At 68.4% G+C, this 14,978-nt stretch carries 10 protein-coding genes; 8 read left to right on the forward strand and 2 right to left on the reverse strand.

Going from position 1 to position 14,978, the window contains the following annotated elements; translation table 11 throughout:
- Positions 1-216: 216 nt before the first annotated feature.
- The 4 genes from AB0B66_RS39215 (at position 217) to fxlM (ending at position 4,315) form a co-directional block, all read left to right on the forward strand.
- On the forward strand, positions 217-612 hold the full coding sequence (locus tag AB0B66_RS39215) for a hypothetical protein (protein WP_360539913.1): 396 nt from the start codon (positions 217-219) through the stop codon (positions 610-612).
- Between the two features lie 90 nt (positions 613-702).
- Positions 703-1,410 (forward strand): class I SAM-dependent methyltransferase, encoded by a 708-nt coding sequence (locus AB0B66_RS39220; protein WP_360539915.1) that lies wholly within the window; start codon positions 703-705, stop codon positions 1,408-1,410.
- 501 nt (positions 1,411-1,911) lie between these two features.
- Positions 1,912-2,835, forward strand: coding sequence for a hypothetical protein (locus tag AB0B66_RS39225; protein ID WP_360539917.1), 924 nt, complete (start codon positions 1,912-1,914; stop codon positions 2,833-2,835).
- A gap of 235 nt (positions 2,836-3,070) precedes the next feature.
- Positions 3,071-4,315: a methyltransferase, FxLD system gene (gene fxlM / locus AB0B66_RS39230; protein WP_360539918.1), complete on the forward strand. Its 1,245-nt coding sequence runs from the start codon at positions 3,071-3,073 to the stop codon at positions 4,313-4,315.
- Between the two features lie 1,029 nt (positions 4,316-5,344).
- On the opposite strand, the gene asnB is transcribed toward fxlM, so the two are convergent.
- Entirely contained in the window at positions 5,345-7,165 is a 1,821-nt protein-coding gene (asnB, locus tag AB0B66_RS39235; RefSeq protein ID WP_360539920.1) for an asparagine synthase (glutamine-hydrolyzing), read from the reverse strand.
- A 74-nt stretch (positions 7,166-7,239) separates the two neighbouring features.
- A complete protein-coding gene (locus tag AB0B66_RS39240; RefSeq protein WP_360539922.1) occupies positions 7,240-8,265 on the reverse strand; it encodes a hypothetical protein in 1,026 nt (341 codons plus the stop codon).
- A 647-nt stretch (positions 8,266-8,912) separates the two neighbouring features.
- Here AB0B66_RS39240 and AB0B66_RS39245 point away from each other — a divergent pair.
- From AB0B66_RS39245 to AB0B66_RS39260, 4 genes are all read left to right on the forward strand, one after another.
- Complete coding sequence (locus AB0B66_RS39245) at positions 8,913-9,488, forward strand: peptidoglycan-binding domain-containing protein (protein ID WP_360539924.1); 576 nt, start codon at positions 8,913-8,915, stop codon at positions 9,486-9,488.
- A 216-nt stretch (positions 9,489-9,704) separates the two neighbouring features.
- The gene (locus AB0B66_RS39250) at positions 9,705-10,970 is read left to right on the forward strand and encodes an ATP-grasp domain-containing protein (protein WP_360539926.1); all 1,266 of its coding nucleotides are present in this window, start codon (positions 9,705-9,707) and stop codon (positions 10,968-10,970) included.
- Positions 10,967-12,193 (forward strand): MFS transporter, encoded by a 1,227-nt coding sequence (locus tag AB0B66_RS39255; RefSeq protein WP_360539928.1) that lies wholly within the window; start codon positions 10,967-10,969, stop codon positions 12,191-12,193. The genes AB0B66_RS39250 and AB0B66_RS39255 overlap by 4 nt, the downstream gene beginning before the upstream one ends.
- A gap of 149 nt (positions 12,194-12,342) precedes the next feature.
- Positions 12,343-13,974: an amidohydrolase gene (locus AB0B66_RS39260; protein WP_360539930.1), complete on the forward strand. Its 1,632-nt coding sequence runs from the start codon at positions 12,343-12,345 to the stop codon at positions 13,972-13,974.
- Positions 13,975-14,978: the final 1,004 nt, after the last annotated feature.

Raw genomic sequence — 14,978 nt, forward strand, 5'->3', positions numbered from 1 at the left:
GGACGCGGCGATGAACTCCCATCCCACACCGGCTCAGCGGCCCCGTGCTGCCGACGCCGGACTGACCTCCCGAGGACTGAGGGGGCTCGGGAGCCGCACCGGCCGGGCCGGAAGTTTGCAGCAGCGCGAAGGACACCCACGCAGCAGCGCGCGAACACACCGGCCCGGCCGGAACCGGCCCGGCTCGCCCACCGCCGCCATCTTCCGGAGGCCAGCATGAACGCCACGACCAAGCTGCCATCACGGCAGGTCCTGGACCGGCTGAAATGTGCCCGCTGTCGCCGACGCCTGATTCCCGAGCAGCTCCCAGACAGCTCCCGGATCTACCAGTGCAGCGACCAGTGCCGCCGTGTACCCGTCGACGGGGCATGGCTGGAGAACCAGATCGCCCAGGCCATCGGTGGCAGAGTGCCCGAAGCAATGATCCCCTACGTCATTGGTGCATTCATCATCGCCGATCAGATCCCAGGTGGAGTACGAGTTTGGTGGATACCGCACTTCCCCGCCAAGCCACAGCCGAGCACCAGCAGCCGCCCGGCCACGATGTTCGTCGCCGCCAACGCACAACTCGCCGCCGGGACACCAGCACGAGCGGTTGAGGCGAAGCCATGATCAGCGACTCGTTGGGCATCACTCGCCACCAGCAGACACGGATCGAAAGGTCGGCGGCTGCGGCACCGACCAGCAAAAGGTGAGGAACCGATGAACGAACTCCCGACACCCGCTGACTTCCACCGCAGCGGCAGCCACCCCGACACCGGCGACGCGTTCGGACAGGCGCTGCTGGCCGCAGTCAACAGCGTCGGCCTGCCTACCGTTGCCTACGTCATCACCGAGCGAGACGACGGCTTCGTATCGGTACGCGACGCCTGCCACTTCTTCGCACCCATCGGAGGCGACGACACCGAGAACGAGGTCCTGGGCCTGGCCCGTGGCCGCGTGCTGGATGCCGGCTGTGGGGCAGGCCGACACGCGAAGCATCTGACCAGCCGTGGCGTGAACGTACTGGGGATGGACGCGTCCGCCGGGGCGGTCGAGGTCTGCCGCCGCCGCTGCGTGACCGCAGTCCTCGGCAGCATCTACGACCCGCCTCCGCTGGGCCGATTCGACACGATCCTGCTGCTCGGCGGAAACCTCGGTCTGCTGGGGTCACCGCAGCTCGCCCCGCGAATGCTGGCCAGTCTCTCCAGCCTGGCCGCAGACGGAGCGCAGATCCTCGCCGAGGGATTCGACCCGACGATCACCGAAGACCCCGACTACCTCGCCTACCAGCGGCACAACACAGCCGTTGGCCTGCAACCCGGCGAGATCGGCACCCGCATCCGCTACCGCGGTACGGCGACCGCCCCCACCACGCTCTGGTACATGCCCGCACGGGAGCTGCCCAGCGTGCTGGAAGGCAGCGGATGAGCATCGGCCGCCTGTGGCCCCAGCTGGACGGCCCGTCGTACTGGGTGCAGCTATGTCGATCATCCGGCAGTGACGGAGCACTGCCGGACGGCGGCAAGGAGTCCGGCCGGTGAGCCCCACGGCACCCGCGAGACGACGTGGACGGCAGCCGCCCCTGGCGGGATCCGGCACGGCCGTCACCGCAGCGACCATCCTGGCAGTAGCGCCGACCAGCTCCGTGGGAGTCGTTCCGCTCGCCTCCAACCTCGGCAACCACGTCAAACGACCGGCTTGGCGGTGTGCCGGTGTCGGACCTGGTCAGGTACCGATCAGGCAAGCGGCGTGGCGCCACCACCCGGACCCCGAGCAGCGCCCGTCTCACGAGCTGAGGCTCCGAGGCGCTGACCCATCGACCCCGGCCCAGCACGGGGACCTGCCGATCCGGCACAAGCGCGCTGGGCCGGTTGGCCCCATCCATCCCGCCGTCTCCGGAGGCTCCAACCCCCGAAACTAGGACAACAGATGGTCATGGCAACACAGACGTCGTCAGAGGCGTCTTCGTCTGACGCCGCAGTTCTTTCGCGCAAGCGCGGCGGCCGGCTGCTGGCACTTGGAACCGTGCTTGCGATCGTAGGCGCCGCCAGCCTCTACCTGGTCGTCCACATCGGCCGCAACCACGGGCCCGTGCTGCAGATATCGTCTGCACCTTTGCCGCAGCCGACGGGAGCGCAGTCTGCCACGCTGCGGGCGACTCCCGAGCCGGTGCTGGCGGCCGCAGCCGCCGCGCTGCTGGCAAGCCCGCCAGCCGAGGCCCGGGGCCGCTACGTCCACATCGCCATCGAGACGTGGGCAAGCGAGGAAACGGACATTCGCCCGGAGCTGCGCAAGAGCTGGTTCGACCCGGCCACCCGCCGCACCTACGAGCAGATGCTACGCCTGCCCGTCGTCGGCGCGGCGAGCTTCGAGCCCGCCAAGGCGATCGGCCACACCGACTTCACCCACGGCGAGTACGCCGACGGACTCGGCACTACACCGGTCGGCAACCTGCGCCCCCCGCTTCCCGACCAGCCGGCGGCGATGCTGCTGCAGATGATGGACGACCGCGGCGGCCAGATGCCGTCCGCGACCGGCGCCGTCGAGTTCGTCTCGGGGATCTACGCCGACACCTATCCGTCGGTAGCGGTGCGAGCCGCGGCGCTCAACACCCTCGCCTCGATCGATGGGCTGATCGTCGATCCTGCCGCCAGCGACTGGCTCGGCCGACCAGGCATCTCCATCACCGGCAACAGCAGCGACGGTAATACGAGCACGGTCATCATCAACCCGGCCGATGGCATGGCGTTGGCATCGTGGACGCGGATCAGCGCCCTCAACGGCGCACCACAATTGTGGTCGCTGCACCTGACCACCACCCGCACCGACCAGCGGCCGGCGATCTCCGGCTGACCCGGCCCGCCCGCCGATTGGGCGTCAACCACACGAAAGGGCCGAGCATGGCGGAGGTCGACTATGACGCTCCACATACCAGCGGCGAGCAAGACGCCAGCCTCGAGCTGCTGCAGTGCGGCGCGACCGCGAGCTCGAACTCGCCGAGTCCGACCTCACCAACTCGGCCATGCTCGCGGCCTACGACATCCCGGAGGACGAGGATATACCTCTCCGTCCGAACTCAGGAGCGCCCATGACTACCGCCACCGACCTTCAGCCCGACCTCGACCCTGCGGAACTTCGCGAGCAGATGGTCCGAAAACTCATCGCCGACGGGCACATCACCACCGACGCCGTGGCCGCAGCGTTCCGTGCGGTGCCCAGGCACCGATTCATGCTCGACGGTGTTGAGTTGGCCATCGCCTACGACGCCGGTCAGTCGCCGGTCACCAAACGCAACGCGGCAGGGCAGGCGTTGTCGTCGGTGTCAGCACCGTGGCTGCAAGCTGTCATGATCGAGCAGGCGCGGATCCGCCCCGGCGCACGTGTCCTCGAACTCGGCTCCGGCGGCTACAACGCGGCGCTGATGGCCGAGATCGTCGGCGCGGCCGGGCGGGTCGTCAGCGTCGACATCGACGGCGAGATCATCGACCGGGCATCGCGGCGACTCGACGAGACCGGATACGGGCGCATCCGGGTGGTGCAGGCCGACGGCAACCAACCAATACCCGGAGAGGCGATCTTCGATGTTGTGCTGGTCACCGTCGGGGCGTGGGACATTCCACCCGCGTGGGTTGAGCAGCTCGCACCCGACGGCATCCTCGTCGTCCCGCTGGTCATGGGCGGCGTCACGCGGTCCATCGCCTTCCGCCGCGACGGCCACCGCCTGAGGAGTCTGAGCGCAGAGGTCTGCGGATTCGTCGCCATGCAAGGCGAGGGCCAGCACGTTCCGACCGAGATAACCCTGGCCGACCCCCAGGGCCGCACGACTCTGTCGTTCGACGGGCCACCTCCTGCCGGCCTCAACCTGACCCCCGGGCTGCTGGCTGACACGCCCGTGGAGGTGTGGTCGGGGGAGACGATCGGCAACATGATCGACTGGTCGGACATGTACCTGTGGTTCGCCTGCTACATGCCTGGCCTCTGCCACGTCACCGCACCTGACGACAGTCCGCTGCGCACGCCGGGCAAGTTCTTCTTCCCGAAGGGCAACGCCAGCCGCGACAGCCTGGCCATGTTCGTCATCCGCAACCTCGACGACGGCAGTGGTTGCGAATGGGGCGCCCGCGGCTACGGTCACCACGCCGAGCAAGCCGCAGACGAGATGGTCGGACACATCCAGCGCTGGAACCGCACCGCCGGCCCTCGCCGCAAGCCGACTTACACCTATGAACGCGGCGCCCTGTCAGCCAACCCCGCGCCCGGGACGGCGGTGCTGGTCAAGCGACACGGCTCGCTGCTCGTCCACTGGCCCACCGACACGTCAGGCTCGGCATGACGGCCGCCGAAAGTCTCACCGTCAATCGCGCCTGGCACACGTCCACTGCCGCAACGGCTCACCCCGCTCGCGTACGACGGCTTGAGGACAAAAGCCCGAGATGAAGGCTACGGGCATCCCGAGACCATTCGCTGGCCCCAACGTCGACCTGTGCGGTCACCGGGCTTTGCGGGTAGCGGTCGCGACTGCGGGCTGGCGGAGAAACCTGAGCGGCCAAAGTGTCCAGACCTGCGGACTGTACGAATGACGGACTCGCAGCTGGCGACCACGGGGGAAGCCGCCAGCTGCGAGCCTTCCAAAACCAGAATAACTTCCTGATTTGCTTTGGCGCTCACCCGTTCGACCCGGCAGGGCTTGCCAGCTGTCGATGGGACCAACCCCGTCAGCCGGTGGATTGCGTCGGACGGTGAGTGATCGGCGTTGCGGCAGGGCAGCCGTCGTCGCTGATCACGACGAATGGGGGAGGGTCATGCGGGTGCGGGGGTAGAGCTGGAGATCGGTCTTCACCTGCGGCCTCGCCAAATCGCGGACATGAGGCCGGCCAGCAGCAGGACGATCAGGCCTCCGACCAGCGGCGGAGGTGAGAGGCCGAACCAGGCGGCGCCAGCTGCAGCGGCTGCCGATGCGGTCGCCGCGACGCGACGGCCGCGGCGAGGGACAGCTGCCGTCGAAGCCTGCTCGGGGGTGTCGTAGTTGGCTGCATCGGCGGTTGCTCGGCGCCGTACGGCGATGGTGATCTCTCGGGCGGGTCGGGGTGGCATGCTCATTGCGGTCACCGACGCCCTACTGCCGTGGCGATGGCTCGGTCAAAGGGGGCCGCGAGCGCGACAACCTGCCCCGCCGACGGTGCCCACAGCGTCAGCCAAAGCAGCTGCCGGTGGGACGGGTAGCGGCGAGGTGGCGCTACCCGGGTGATCGAACTGCTCGAAGCCATTGGTCCTCCGGGATTGGCGGGTTCGCGGCGGGCCGCAGCGCGGTCGGCGGCAGACTCGTGCGCCGTGCTGCGGCCGTCGTGCGGTCGGTGGGCGTTCATCGGATCCGCACCTGGTTGATTCGCAGCCACGCGTCGAGCTCCAGCACGTAGGCGACGTGCTGTACCGCGGTCCAGTCGGACAGGTCGCCGTCGTGAAGAGCCAGGTAGGCGTCAACGGTGCGGGCCGACACCAGCTGCCAAACCGGGGATGACGGGGTGGCGATCAGGTCGCGGGCGCACTGCCACAGCGCCGCCTGATAGCCGGCGGTCATCGACGCCGGGTAGCCGGACTTGGGCCGCCGGATGATCTGTTCGGGCAAACGGTCGGCGACCGCTTGCCGCAGGATCGTCTTCTCGGCCGCGATGTCGCGGTGCCATTCGGGCGGGACCGCCCACAGGTACTCCACGAGCCGGTGGTCCAGGAACGGCACCCGGGCTTCGACGCCGGAGGCCATGCTCAACCGGTCGGTCCGGCGCAGCAGGAACGGCAGGTACAGCGACCAGGTCAGCCACATGACCTCCCGCAGCCGGCGCACCCGCTGCGGTTCACCGTCCGGGACGGGAAGCTGGTCGAGCACCTGGCGGCGCCGCTGTTCGATGTAGCGACCGGGACGGACCTGGCCGATTACGTCGCGGCGCAACAGGTGTGTCAGCGGCTGGTAGGCACCTGCCCACGGCATACCCCCAACACCTGCGCGGCCGGGCGGGGGCTGGTGAAAGGCATAGCCGCGAAATAGCTCGTCGGCGCCCTCACCGGACAGCACGACCTTGCGCTTCAACCCGACCTCGGCGAACAGCACCGCAAGGGAGACGTTGATGGCGCTGAGGCTGGGCAGGTCCATCGCGTGCAGGGTCCGGTCGTGGGCGGCCAGCAGGTCGTCGGTGCTCACCTGCACGGTCTGGTGGTCGCTGCCGATGTGCGCGGCGGCGGCGACCGCGTAAGGGTGGTCGCGGTCGCGGTGGAACGAGCTGGACGCGGTCGCGGCGCCGTGGTGCTCGATGTCGAACGTGGCGAGCAGTCCCGGATCGTCGAGCGCCACGGCGGCCAGGGCCGCTACCGCGGAGGAGTCGACGCCGCCCGAGCACAGGGCACCGATCGGCACGTCAGCCACGACGTGCTCGCGGACTGACTGTTCGAGCAGCCGGCGGACGTGGTCGACGGTGGTGAGCCGGTCGTGCTGGTGAGGGGCGGTGCCCAGCTGCCAGTACCGGCGCCGGTGGACGCCGTTGCGGTCGTAACGCAGCAGGGTGCCCGGCGCCAACTCCTCGATACCTCGTAGGACGGCGTGGTCGGGGGAGGTCATCGGCACCATCGCGAGCAGCTGCCCGAGGCCGTCGGCGTCGACCTCGGCGGTGATGCCCGGATGGGCGAGCAGGGCTTTGATCTCCGAGCCGAACAGCAGCTCCGTCGGGGTCTGGGCGATGTAGAGCGGCTTGATGCCGACCCGGTCGCGGACCAGCAGCAGGCTGCTGGCGTCGGTGTCCCAGATCGCGATCGCGTACATGCCGGTCAACCGGTCGACGAACTGCTCACCCCACTGCAGGTAGGCGTGCAACACCACCTCGGGGTCGCTGGCGGTGGTGAACACGTGCCCGGCGGCCTGCAGCTGGCGGCGCAGCTCCTGGTAGCCGTACAGCTCGCCGCAGTAGGCGATGGCGACCTCGCCGCCGCCGGGGCGGCGGACGACCATCGGCTGGGTGCCGGCGGCGATATCAATGACCGCTAGGCGGGTGTGGCCGAGGCAGACGTGATCGGTGCTCCAGATGCCGTGGCCGTCGGGGCCGCGGTGGTGCAGGGTGTCGGTCATCGCCGTGACGACGAGCTGGTTTCGGGTCGAGGACTGCCACCAGGCCACCAGGCCGGTGATTGCGCACATGGTCAGACTCCTGCGTTACTCGCGGAAAAGCGGGAGGGGTGCCGGCAGCCGGGTGGCTGCCGGCACCCGGGCGGTCAGCCGGCGGTCCAGCGCCAGCTGCGGGCGATGCCCATCGGCGCGGCCAGAGCCGCGGTCACGTCGTCGTCGAACTGCTCGAGCGAGATGTCCCCGACGTTGGCGAACACCCGGGCGGTGATCCCGCCGCGACGGAACACGACGCCGACGTAGCGGGCCACGCCGTCACCGCCGACGAGGGCGAAACTGAAGCCTTCGTCGACGCGGGTGCCCAGGCTGTCCTTGAGCGCGGGCAGGGTCCGGACGTCGTTCTGGTGGCGGACGCCTGCTCGACGCAGCCCATCGCGGGTCGCGGTGAACGCCGAAGCAGCGGCCGAAGGCTCCTGGCTCCAGACCGACACGGTCGTCTTGCGGCTGCCGTAGGACAGGTCGACGGTGTAGGCAGCCAGGTCCGTGGTGAACGGACCAGACACCCCCGGCGGAACCTGCACGGTGAACGGAAGCTGAGGTGCGACTGCGGCCCCCGGGTATTGCCCGGACAGTCCATCGGCGTGGAAGCGCAGACCTGCGAGCAGCTTGTCGTGCAGATCCCTGGCGGCCAGGGCGTCAGCGGTACCCGTGTCGATGTTCACGGTCAGGGTGATCGAACCCTTGACGACGACGGTCTTGACGGTGGCGTCCTGCCGGCCGTCGTTGGCGACGAAGGTGACGCCCGTGCCGCCGTCGACGGCTGCGGGCGTACTGGCCCAGCCGTGCTGAGCGGCGTTGGAGATGTTGCTCTTCAGCAACTCGCTGTCGCTGCCTGGATGGGCGGGATCGACGCGGAAACCGATCAGGACCCGAGGATCTTTTCGCAGCGTCACGCTGCCGGACAGGTAGGTGACGGTGTAGGCATCGGGGACGCGGGTGTGCTGCTCGGCGTCTTCGGCCAGCTCCCAGGCGTATGCCGGTTGCGGCGGCGAAGGAGCGGGGGCCGGTGACGGAGCCGGCTCGGGGCCGGTGGTCGAGGGCCGGTCGCATCCTGCGGCGAGCGTGACGGTGGCCAGCAGCGCGGCCAGCAGACGGGGTGCGGTTGCCGTATTCAATTGTTCTCCCCGTGGGAGGCGTGGTGCGGCTACCCGCCGTCCTCACAGACGGGTACCCGCACCGTTGGGTCTCGGGCGTCTCGTGACGGCCCGGTCGTGCGTCGTGCCGACGCCGGTTGCGCGGGACTGATCGGCGGCAGCGTCAAGGCAGAGGGCAGGTGCCCGCAGCCATTCCGGAGGTGGTCGGGGGCCGGCCAACGGGGGATGGCCGGCCCAGGCGGAGCCGGAGGCGTCGCGTGGCGCCGACCGTGCTCCGGCCCCGGACGGACCGGGTTGTCCGCTCTGTGGGGCCGTTCGATCGTCTACCACAGAACCCATATTCGTCAACACAAACTTTGTTTACTATTTATCTCGACTGGCTTACGAGACTCTGGATCGTGTCCGAGCTGCTAAATATGTTGAGTGCGCTTGTCTTTGGTCGCAAAGTTTTGCTATACAAACTTGGTTGCCCGAGGGGGCCGACGGCTGGAGGGGGATACCGATGCCCGAAATGGACGCTGCACGTGCGCCCCCGTAGCGGCAATGAGAATCCGCCGCTGGCTGACCACATAGGCGTCGCGCTCATCGCGAGCTCGCCAACCAGATGTTCGGATCGGCGCCGCTCGCTTCAGCCTCGACGCACCGCTATACCCACAAATCCTGGCATTATGGAGATTGCCTTGCATTACAAGTCCACGCTTGTGCAGCGGCTCGGCGCGCTGACCATCACGGCCGCCGTCGCCGTCTCAACCGCGGTCGCCGCCGCTGCTCCCGCGAACGCAGCCACGCCACGCTGCAACGCCGTCCACTGGCTGCACTACTACGACTACAACGGCGACGCCGGTCTGCGGTCCAAGTACCCGACGGCCGGCGCGTTCAACTACTACGTCTGGCCACCGGTCTGGCTCAGCCCGGTCGGCGACCCCACCCCCGCATGTCAGGCAGCGTCCGGCGCGCGCGGTGAGTGGGTCAAGGATCTGCAGACAGACCTCAACGTCTGCTACAGCAAGTTCACCCCGCCCGGGGATTTTCTCGGCCGAGTGAACCTCGGGTTCGCGCCCCTGGCGGTCGACGGGGTCTACGGCGCCAAGACCAAGGCGGCCGTCACCGCCGTCCAGCGCCACATCAAGATCAAAATTGATGGCTCCTACGGGCCGCAGACCGCGCTGGCGATGAAACACACCGCCATGCCGCTGGACGGCCCCAACACCAACGTTCGCTTCTGTCACACCATCTTCCCCTGATCAACGCGCGGCCGGTCCGGATCCCGGACCGGCCGCGCCATGTCCGCTCGGAGCAGCCATGACAACAGCTTCAACCAGCCACCCCGTCCCGTCTGGCCCAGTGCTGCGCCCCGCTGTGCCGCCGCCGAACCCGGCCCCCAAACCGTCCGACAGCAGGGCCGCGCTCGCCGCAGGCGCCGGCACCCTGCCTGTCTCGTCCTGCGTGAGGTGAAACCCATGACCGTGCTCGTCCTGTCCAACCACAACCCGGTCCTCGAAGACGGGCTTTACGCCGCCGGCCACGACGTCGTCGTCTGCCTTACCAAACCCAACGCCCGCACCCGCGCCCAGACCGATCCGGGCTATGAAGTCCTGGCGGTGTCGGACTGGCAGTCCTACACCGAACTCGCGCAGCTGGCCGACCACCTGCGCGGACGCATCGACCGCGTCGAAACCTGCTGGGAAGGCGCGATCATGGCCGCCGGCCTGCTGCGCGACCTGCTCGACCTGCCGGGCCTGACCCTGCACCAGTCCGCCGGGTTCCTCGACAAAGCGATCATGAAGCGGCGCCTGGCCGCCGTCGGAATCGACGTCGCCCGCCACCAGGTCATCACAGCCGTCGACCAGATCCCCGCAGCCGCCGAGCACGTCGGCGGCTGGCCCCTAGTCGTCAAACCGATGACCGGGTTCGCGTCCACCAACACCTACGTCATCGACTCACCCGACGAACTGCGCCGCCTCACCGCGGCCGGTCTGTTCGACACAGCCACACCAACCTCGGCCGCGTTCACCGCCGAGCAGGCTTTCCTCGGCCTGGCCAACCAGCGGGCCATCCTGGTCGAGGAGTACATCGACGTCGTCACCGAGTACCACGCCGACGCCATGTGGCAGGACGGCGCGGTGCAGTACCACCTGCCCGGCCGCTACAACACCCCGCCGCTGACCGGAATGGGCGCCACCCTCGGCTCCTGGCTGATCGACCCCGAGTCTGCCGACGGCAGCGCGGTCATCGAGCTCGCGACCGCGGCGGCCCAAGCGCTCGGGATGAACACCGGCTTCACCCACGCCGAGGTGTTCCACTCAGGCGACGGAAGGTGGCTGCTCGGCGAAATCGCCGCCCGCGTCGGCGGCGGCGGCATCCAGCAAACCATCGGCCACGCCCACGGCATCGACGTGCCCGCCCTCATGGCCACCGTTGCCGCAGGACAGCCTGCCACCGCGACCCCCGCCAATCGGCCGGGCGTCTACGGCTGGGCCGGCACCGCCGTACCCAACGGGACTGTACGGTCCTGCGCCGATGTCGATAGCATTCGCCGCCATCCCGCCGTTATCGATGCCACCGTCGCCGTCCGGCCCGGCATGCGCGGCGGCGCAACCAGTACCGGCCTGTGGGCAGGCCTGGCTGGAGTCGCCTACCTGCACACCGACGACACCGCAGCCATGCGCGACGCGATCGACGACATCCCTGGCATCTACGCCCTCACCATGGAAATTCAGCCATGACGGCCGTCACCGCCACCGCCCCAGCCGCCTCACACGGGTGGTGGACCAGCCGCTTCGGCCAGCTGACCGGCACCGGGTGGCGGCTGCTGGCTGGACTCGGTCTCAGCCGACTGGGCTTCGTGGTCGTCCCGTTCGCCGCGTACTGGCTGGCCAACGACCGCAACCTCAACCCCGGCCAGGTCACGCTCGTCATGACCGCCTTCGGCGCCGGATGGATGCTCGGCGTACCCACCGGCGGCGCCATGGCCGACCGCATCGGCCGCAAAAACACCATCATCACCGCCAACACCCTGTCCGCAGGAGCGTTCCTGCTCCTTGGCGCCGCACCCACCCTCATCTGGCTATGCGTAGCGGCAGCCGTCGCAGGACTGACCTTCGACCTCGCCCGACCCGCGGTACAGGCGCTGCTCACCGACTCCACCGACCCGGAATCCCGACCCAAGGTCCTGGCGCTGCTCTACTGGGTGATGAACCTTAGCCGCGCCGCGAGCTGCATTATCGGCGGCCTGCTCGCAGGCAACGACTTCCGGCTGCTGTTCGCGGCGAATGCCGTCCTCAACCTCGCGTTCGCCGTCATGGTCGCCATCGGCGTCACCGACGCGACATCCCCGGCACCGCAGCGGGGCCGCGCACCATGGCGGCAGGTCCTCACCGACCGACCCATGGCCGCCTTCACCGCCGTCACGCTGATGTTCCTCACCATCCACAGCCAGTCGATGGTGACCCTGCCGATCGTCATGGACCAGGCCGGAATCCCGCCGACCTGGTATGGCGTCATCCTCGCCGCAGACCCTATCGCCGTCGTCGTCGCCCAGCTGCTCCTGCAGCGATTGCTGGCGACTCTGCCCGCGTCGAAGGTCTGTGCTGCTGGCATCGCCGCCGTCGGGATCGGCCTACCTATTACCGCACTCGGCGAGACCGCCACCTGGTTCATCGCCACCACACCACTCTGGGTCGCTGGCGAAGTCATGTTCCTGGCCGTCGCCCCCGGCATCGTCGCAGGCCTCGCCCCACCACACCTGCGCGGCGCCTACTTCGGCACCTGGGGCACCACACTCGGTGCCGCAGCACTCGCCGGGCCCGCGCTGGCAACCGTCCTGCTGAGCCTCGGCGGCAGCACCCTGCTGTGGGGCACTTGCATGACCGGCGCCGCAGCGGCCGCACTCATCTGCCTGCGTTCCAATCCCGTTCCCGCCAGAGACCCCGCCCAGGAGCGACAGTGACTGCCCGAACCATCACCCGACGCCGAGCCCTGAAGTCGGCCACAGCCGCCCTCGCGCTAGCGGCACTTCCTCCCCGCCCAGCAGCGGCCAACCCGCCGCGTAACGATGGGCCCGCGGATCTGATCATCCACAACGGGCGCGTTCACCTCATGGACGACAGCGCAAGCACCGCACAGGCCGTCGCGATCCGCGACGGATACATCCTCGCCGTTGGCGCAAACCGCGACCTGCGCAAACTCACCGGCCCGCGTACCGAAACGATCAATGCGCACGGCGGCTCCGTCCTGCCCGGCATCAACGACGCCCACCTGCACCTGGCCGAATACGGACAGACATTCCTCAGCGTCGACGTCGACACCGACAACCTCGGCGATCTGATCGCCCGCGTCGCCGCCGCAGCGGACAGCACCCCTGCCGGGCAGTGGATACGCGGATCAGGCTGGTCCGAACTCCGGCTTCCCCGCGCGCCGACCCGTCACGACCTCGATCCGGTCACCGGAGACCGACCCACCATCCTGGTCGACTTCACCCTGCACACCACCGTCGCCAACACCGCCGCCCTACGCGCGGCAGGCGTCGACGCCAGCACACAACCGGCCGCCGGCTCCGTGATCGAACGCGACCCTGATGGCCAGCCCAACGGCCTCCTGCGCGAGGGCGCCCAAGCCTACGTTCAACGTGTATTGCCTCCGTACAGCTCCACACAGATGGCGGACGCAATCGGCAGGGCAACCGCGGTTCTCCACAGCCGCGGCATCACTTCCCTCACCGAACCCGGCATCGATCCCCCGATGGCCGACCTCTACCAACTCCTGGCCGCAGAAGGCCGACTCGCGATGCGTGTCACCGCGCTCCTTCGCGCTGGGGACTCGCCTGAGACCATGCGGCAGGCACTCGACCAGCTGCGAAGACGCCCCAGACAACCACGTGGGCGATTCCGGCTCAACGGCGTCAAGATTTTCAGTGACGGGGTGCCAACCCAGGCCAGGACAGCATGGATGCGACAGCCGTACCTCGACGGCACCAACGGAGCCCTCACGATCGCCGGTGCGAACACGAGCGAACAGATCGACAACTTGGCCACCATGATCCGCATGGCACACCTGGCCGGCGCTCAGATCGGCACCCATGCCTGCGGCGACGCGGCCATCGACGCCGTCATCGCCGCAATGAGCCGGATCCGTCCCGGCCGTCACCGCCACTACCTGATCCATGGCGATTTCGTATCCCCGCAGACCCTGCAGAGCATGGCCGCACACCACATCGCCGTCAGCATGAACGCCGAGATCAAGTACATGATCGGCAACGCGCTCGAACCGCTGCTGGGGGCGGATCGCACACGCTATCACTGGCCGTATCGCGTAGCCCAACGCGCCGGAGTCAACGTGACCAGCGGCTCGGACGCGCCGGTCACCGACCCCAACTGGCTCAGTGGGCTCGCCAGCATGGTCGCCAGAATCGATGCCGCGGGGCAGGTATCCGGACCGGACCAGCGCATCAACCTCAACTCTGCGTTACGCACCTACACCAGCGCCCCCGCCTGGCAGGACGGGAGCGACAGCTGGAAGGGCGCGCTGCGTCAAGCGATGGCCGCCGACCTCTGCATACTCGGAGCGGACCTACGCAGATCCGATCCCCACGACTACAGCAGGATCGCAGTCAGGGCCACGATCAGTGGAGGCCGAGTCGTGTACGAAGGCGGGACGGCCCAACCTCGATCGAGAGAGCAGCGACGTAGCCGCTACCTGCAACACGGCTGTCACGGGCACCAGACAAGCTGACTAGCTTGATCAGCGGCGCATGAGATCCCGGCAATCAGCCTGCCCAGGTGGCGACACTGGTTTGGTGCGGCTCGGGTTCGCCACTGCCTCCCTCATGGGCAGACGCGGCCGCCGTAGTGACTGAGGCCAGAACTCATATGGTCACATCTTGATTACATGGAGCAAGCTTTGGCGGTTGGTGGCCGAAGCCCATGAGTCTCAACCGCAGAGGCCTGCGATGCTCGCACCGGTCGGAGCATGCGCGGCATTTAGCCTGTTCAGGCGGCCGGGTCAAGCAAATGTGCTGGTGGGAGCGTCGCGGCAATAAAGATCAAGCGATCTGTCAGATCGGCGACAGATCTTGGCGGCCCGCCCCCAGAGCGAACGTTGCCGCGACTTGCCCTCGGTTACGGAGGGTAATCACAACGCGAGGGACCTGGCAGCGGGGGCACGGTGGCGTAGCCGGCAGATGAGTCGTCAAGGTGGTGGTACCACAGCGCATGGCGCCAGCGAGGTCAAGCGGTCTGGGCGTCATTTCGGCACGGCCTATCCATGAGGTGGGGAACTGCGCGTCCCTTCTGCGTGGAAGCCCCCTTAGTGCCAATGCTCAACGGACCGACTCTCTTACGGGCCCGGCGGTCGTCGAGAACGCGGGCTGGGTCAAGTCGCCCTGACAACCCCGGTGTCGGTAAAGCGCAGGTCCAATGTGCGCTGGCGCAAGGCCAGGGCGGCCGTTGGGGTTCGGCGACTGATGCTGACGGGTCGGACGGCCGTGGACCGTGGATTGGTGACCGGGCAATCGTGCAACCGAGACCGGGCGGCCTGTGTGACCGGGCAACGGTGTGACCGGTTGACCGGGCACGCGTGTGACCGGTTGACCGGGCAACGTGGTTGACCGGTTGACCGGTTGACCGGTTGACCGGGCGACGGGGGTGACAGGGTGACAGGGTGACCGTACGGCCGTACGGTCACCCTGGGGTGTGGGTGACGGTGTCGGGGTGACCGACTAGCGCGAAGCGCAGAAC

The sequence above is a fragment of the Catellatospora sp. NPDC049111 genome (genome assembly GCF_040648615.1).
Taxonomy (GTDB): Bacteria; Actinomycetota; Actinomycetes; order Mycobacteriales; family Micromonosporaceae; genus Catellatospora; species Catellatospora aurea.

Excerpts from the sequence above, each read along its gene's own strand:
- AB0B66_RS39215 (WP_360539913.1), top strand. The coding sequence starts at position 217 with ATGAACGCCACGACCAAGCTGCCATCACGGCAGGTCCTGGACCGGCTG.
- AB0B66_RS39220 (WP_360539915.1), top strand. The coding sequence starts at position 703 with ATGAACGAACTCCCGACACCCGCTGACTTCCACCGCAGCGGCAGCCAC.
- AB0B66_RS39225 (WP_360539917.1), top strand. The coding sequence starts at position 1,912 with ATGGTCATGGCAACACAGACGTCGTCAGAGGCGTCTTCGTCTGACGCC.
- fxlM (WP_360539918.1), top strand. The coding sequence starts at position 3,071 with ATGACTACCGCCACCGACCTTCAGCCCGACCTCGACCCTGCGGAACTT.
- asnB (WP_360539920.1), bottom strand. The coding sequence starts at position 7,165 with ATGTGCGCAATCACCGGCCTGGTGGCCTGGTGGCAGTCCTCGACCCGA.
- AB0B66_RS39245 (WP_360539924.1), top strand. The coding sequence starts at position 8,913 with ATGGAGATTGCCTTGCATTACAAGTCCACGCTTGTGCAGCGGCTCGGC.
- AB0B66_RS39250 (WP_360539926.1), top strand. The coding sequence starts at position 9,705 with ATGACCGTGCTCGTCCTGTCCAACCACAACCCGGTCCTCGAAGACGGG.
- AB0B66_RS39255 (WP_360539928.1), top strand. The coding sequence starts at position 10,967 with ATGACGGCCGTCACCGCCACCGCCCCAGCCGCCTCACACGGGTGGTGG.
- AB0B66_RS39260 (WP_360539930.1), top strand. The coding sequence starts at position 12,343 with ATGGACGACAGCGCAAGCACCGCACAGGCCGTCGCGATCCGCGACGGA.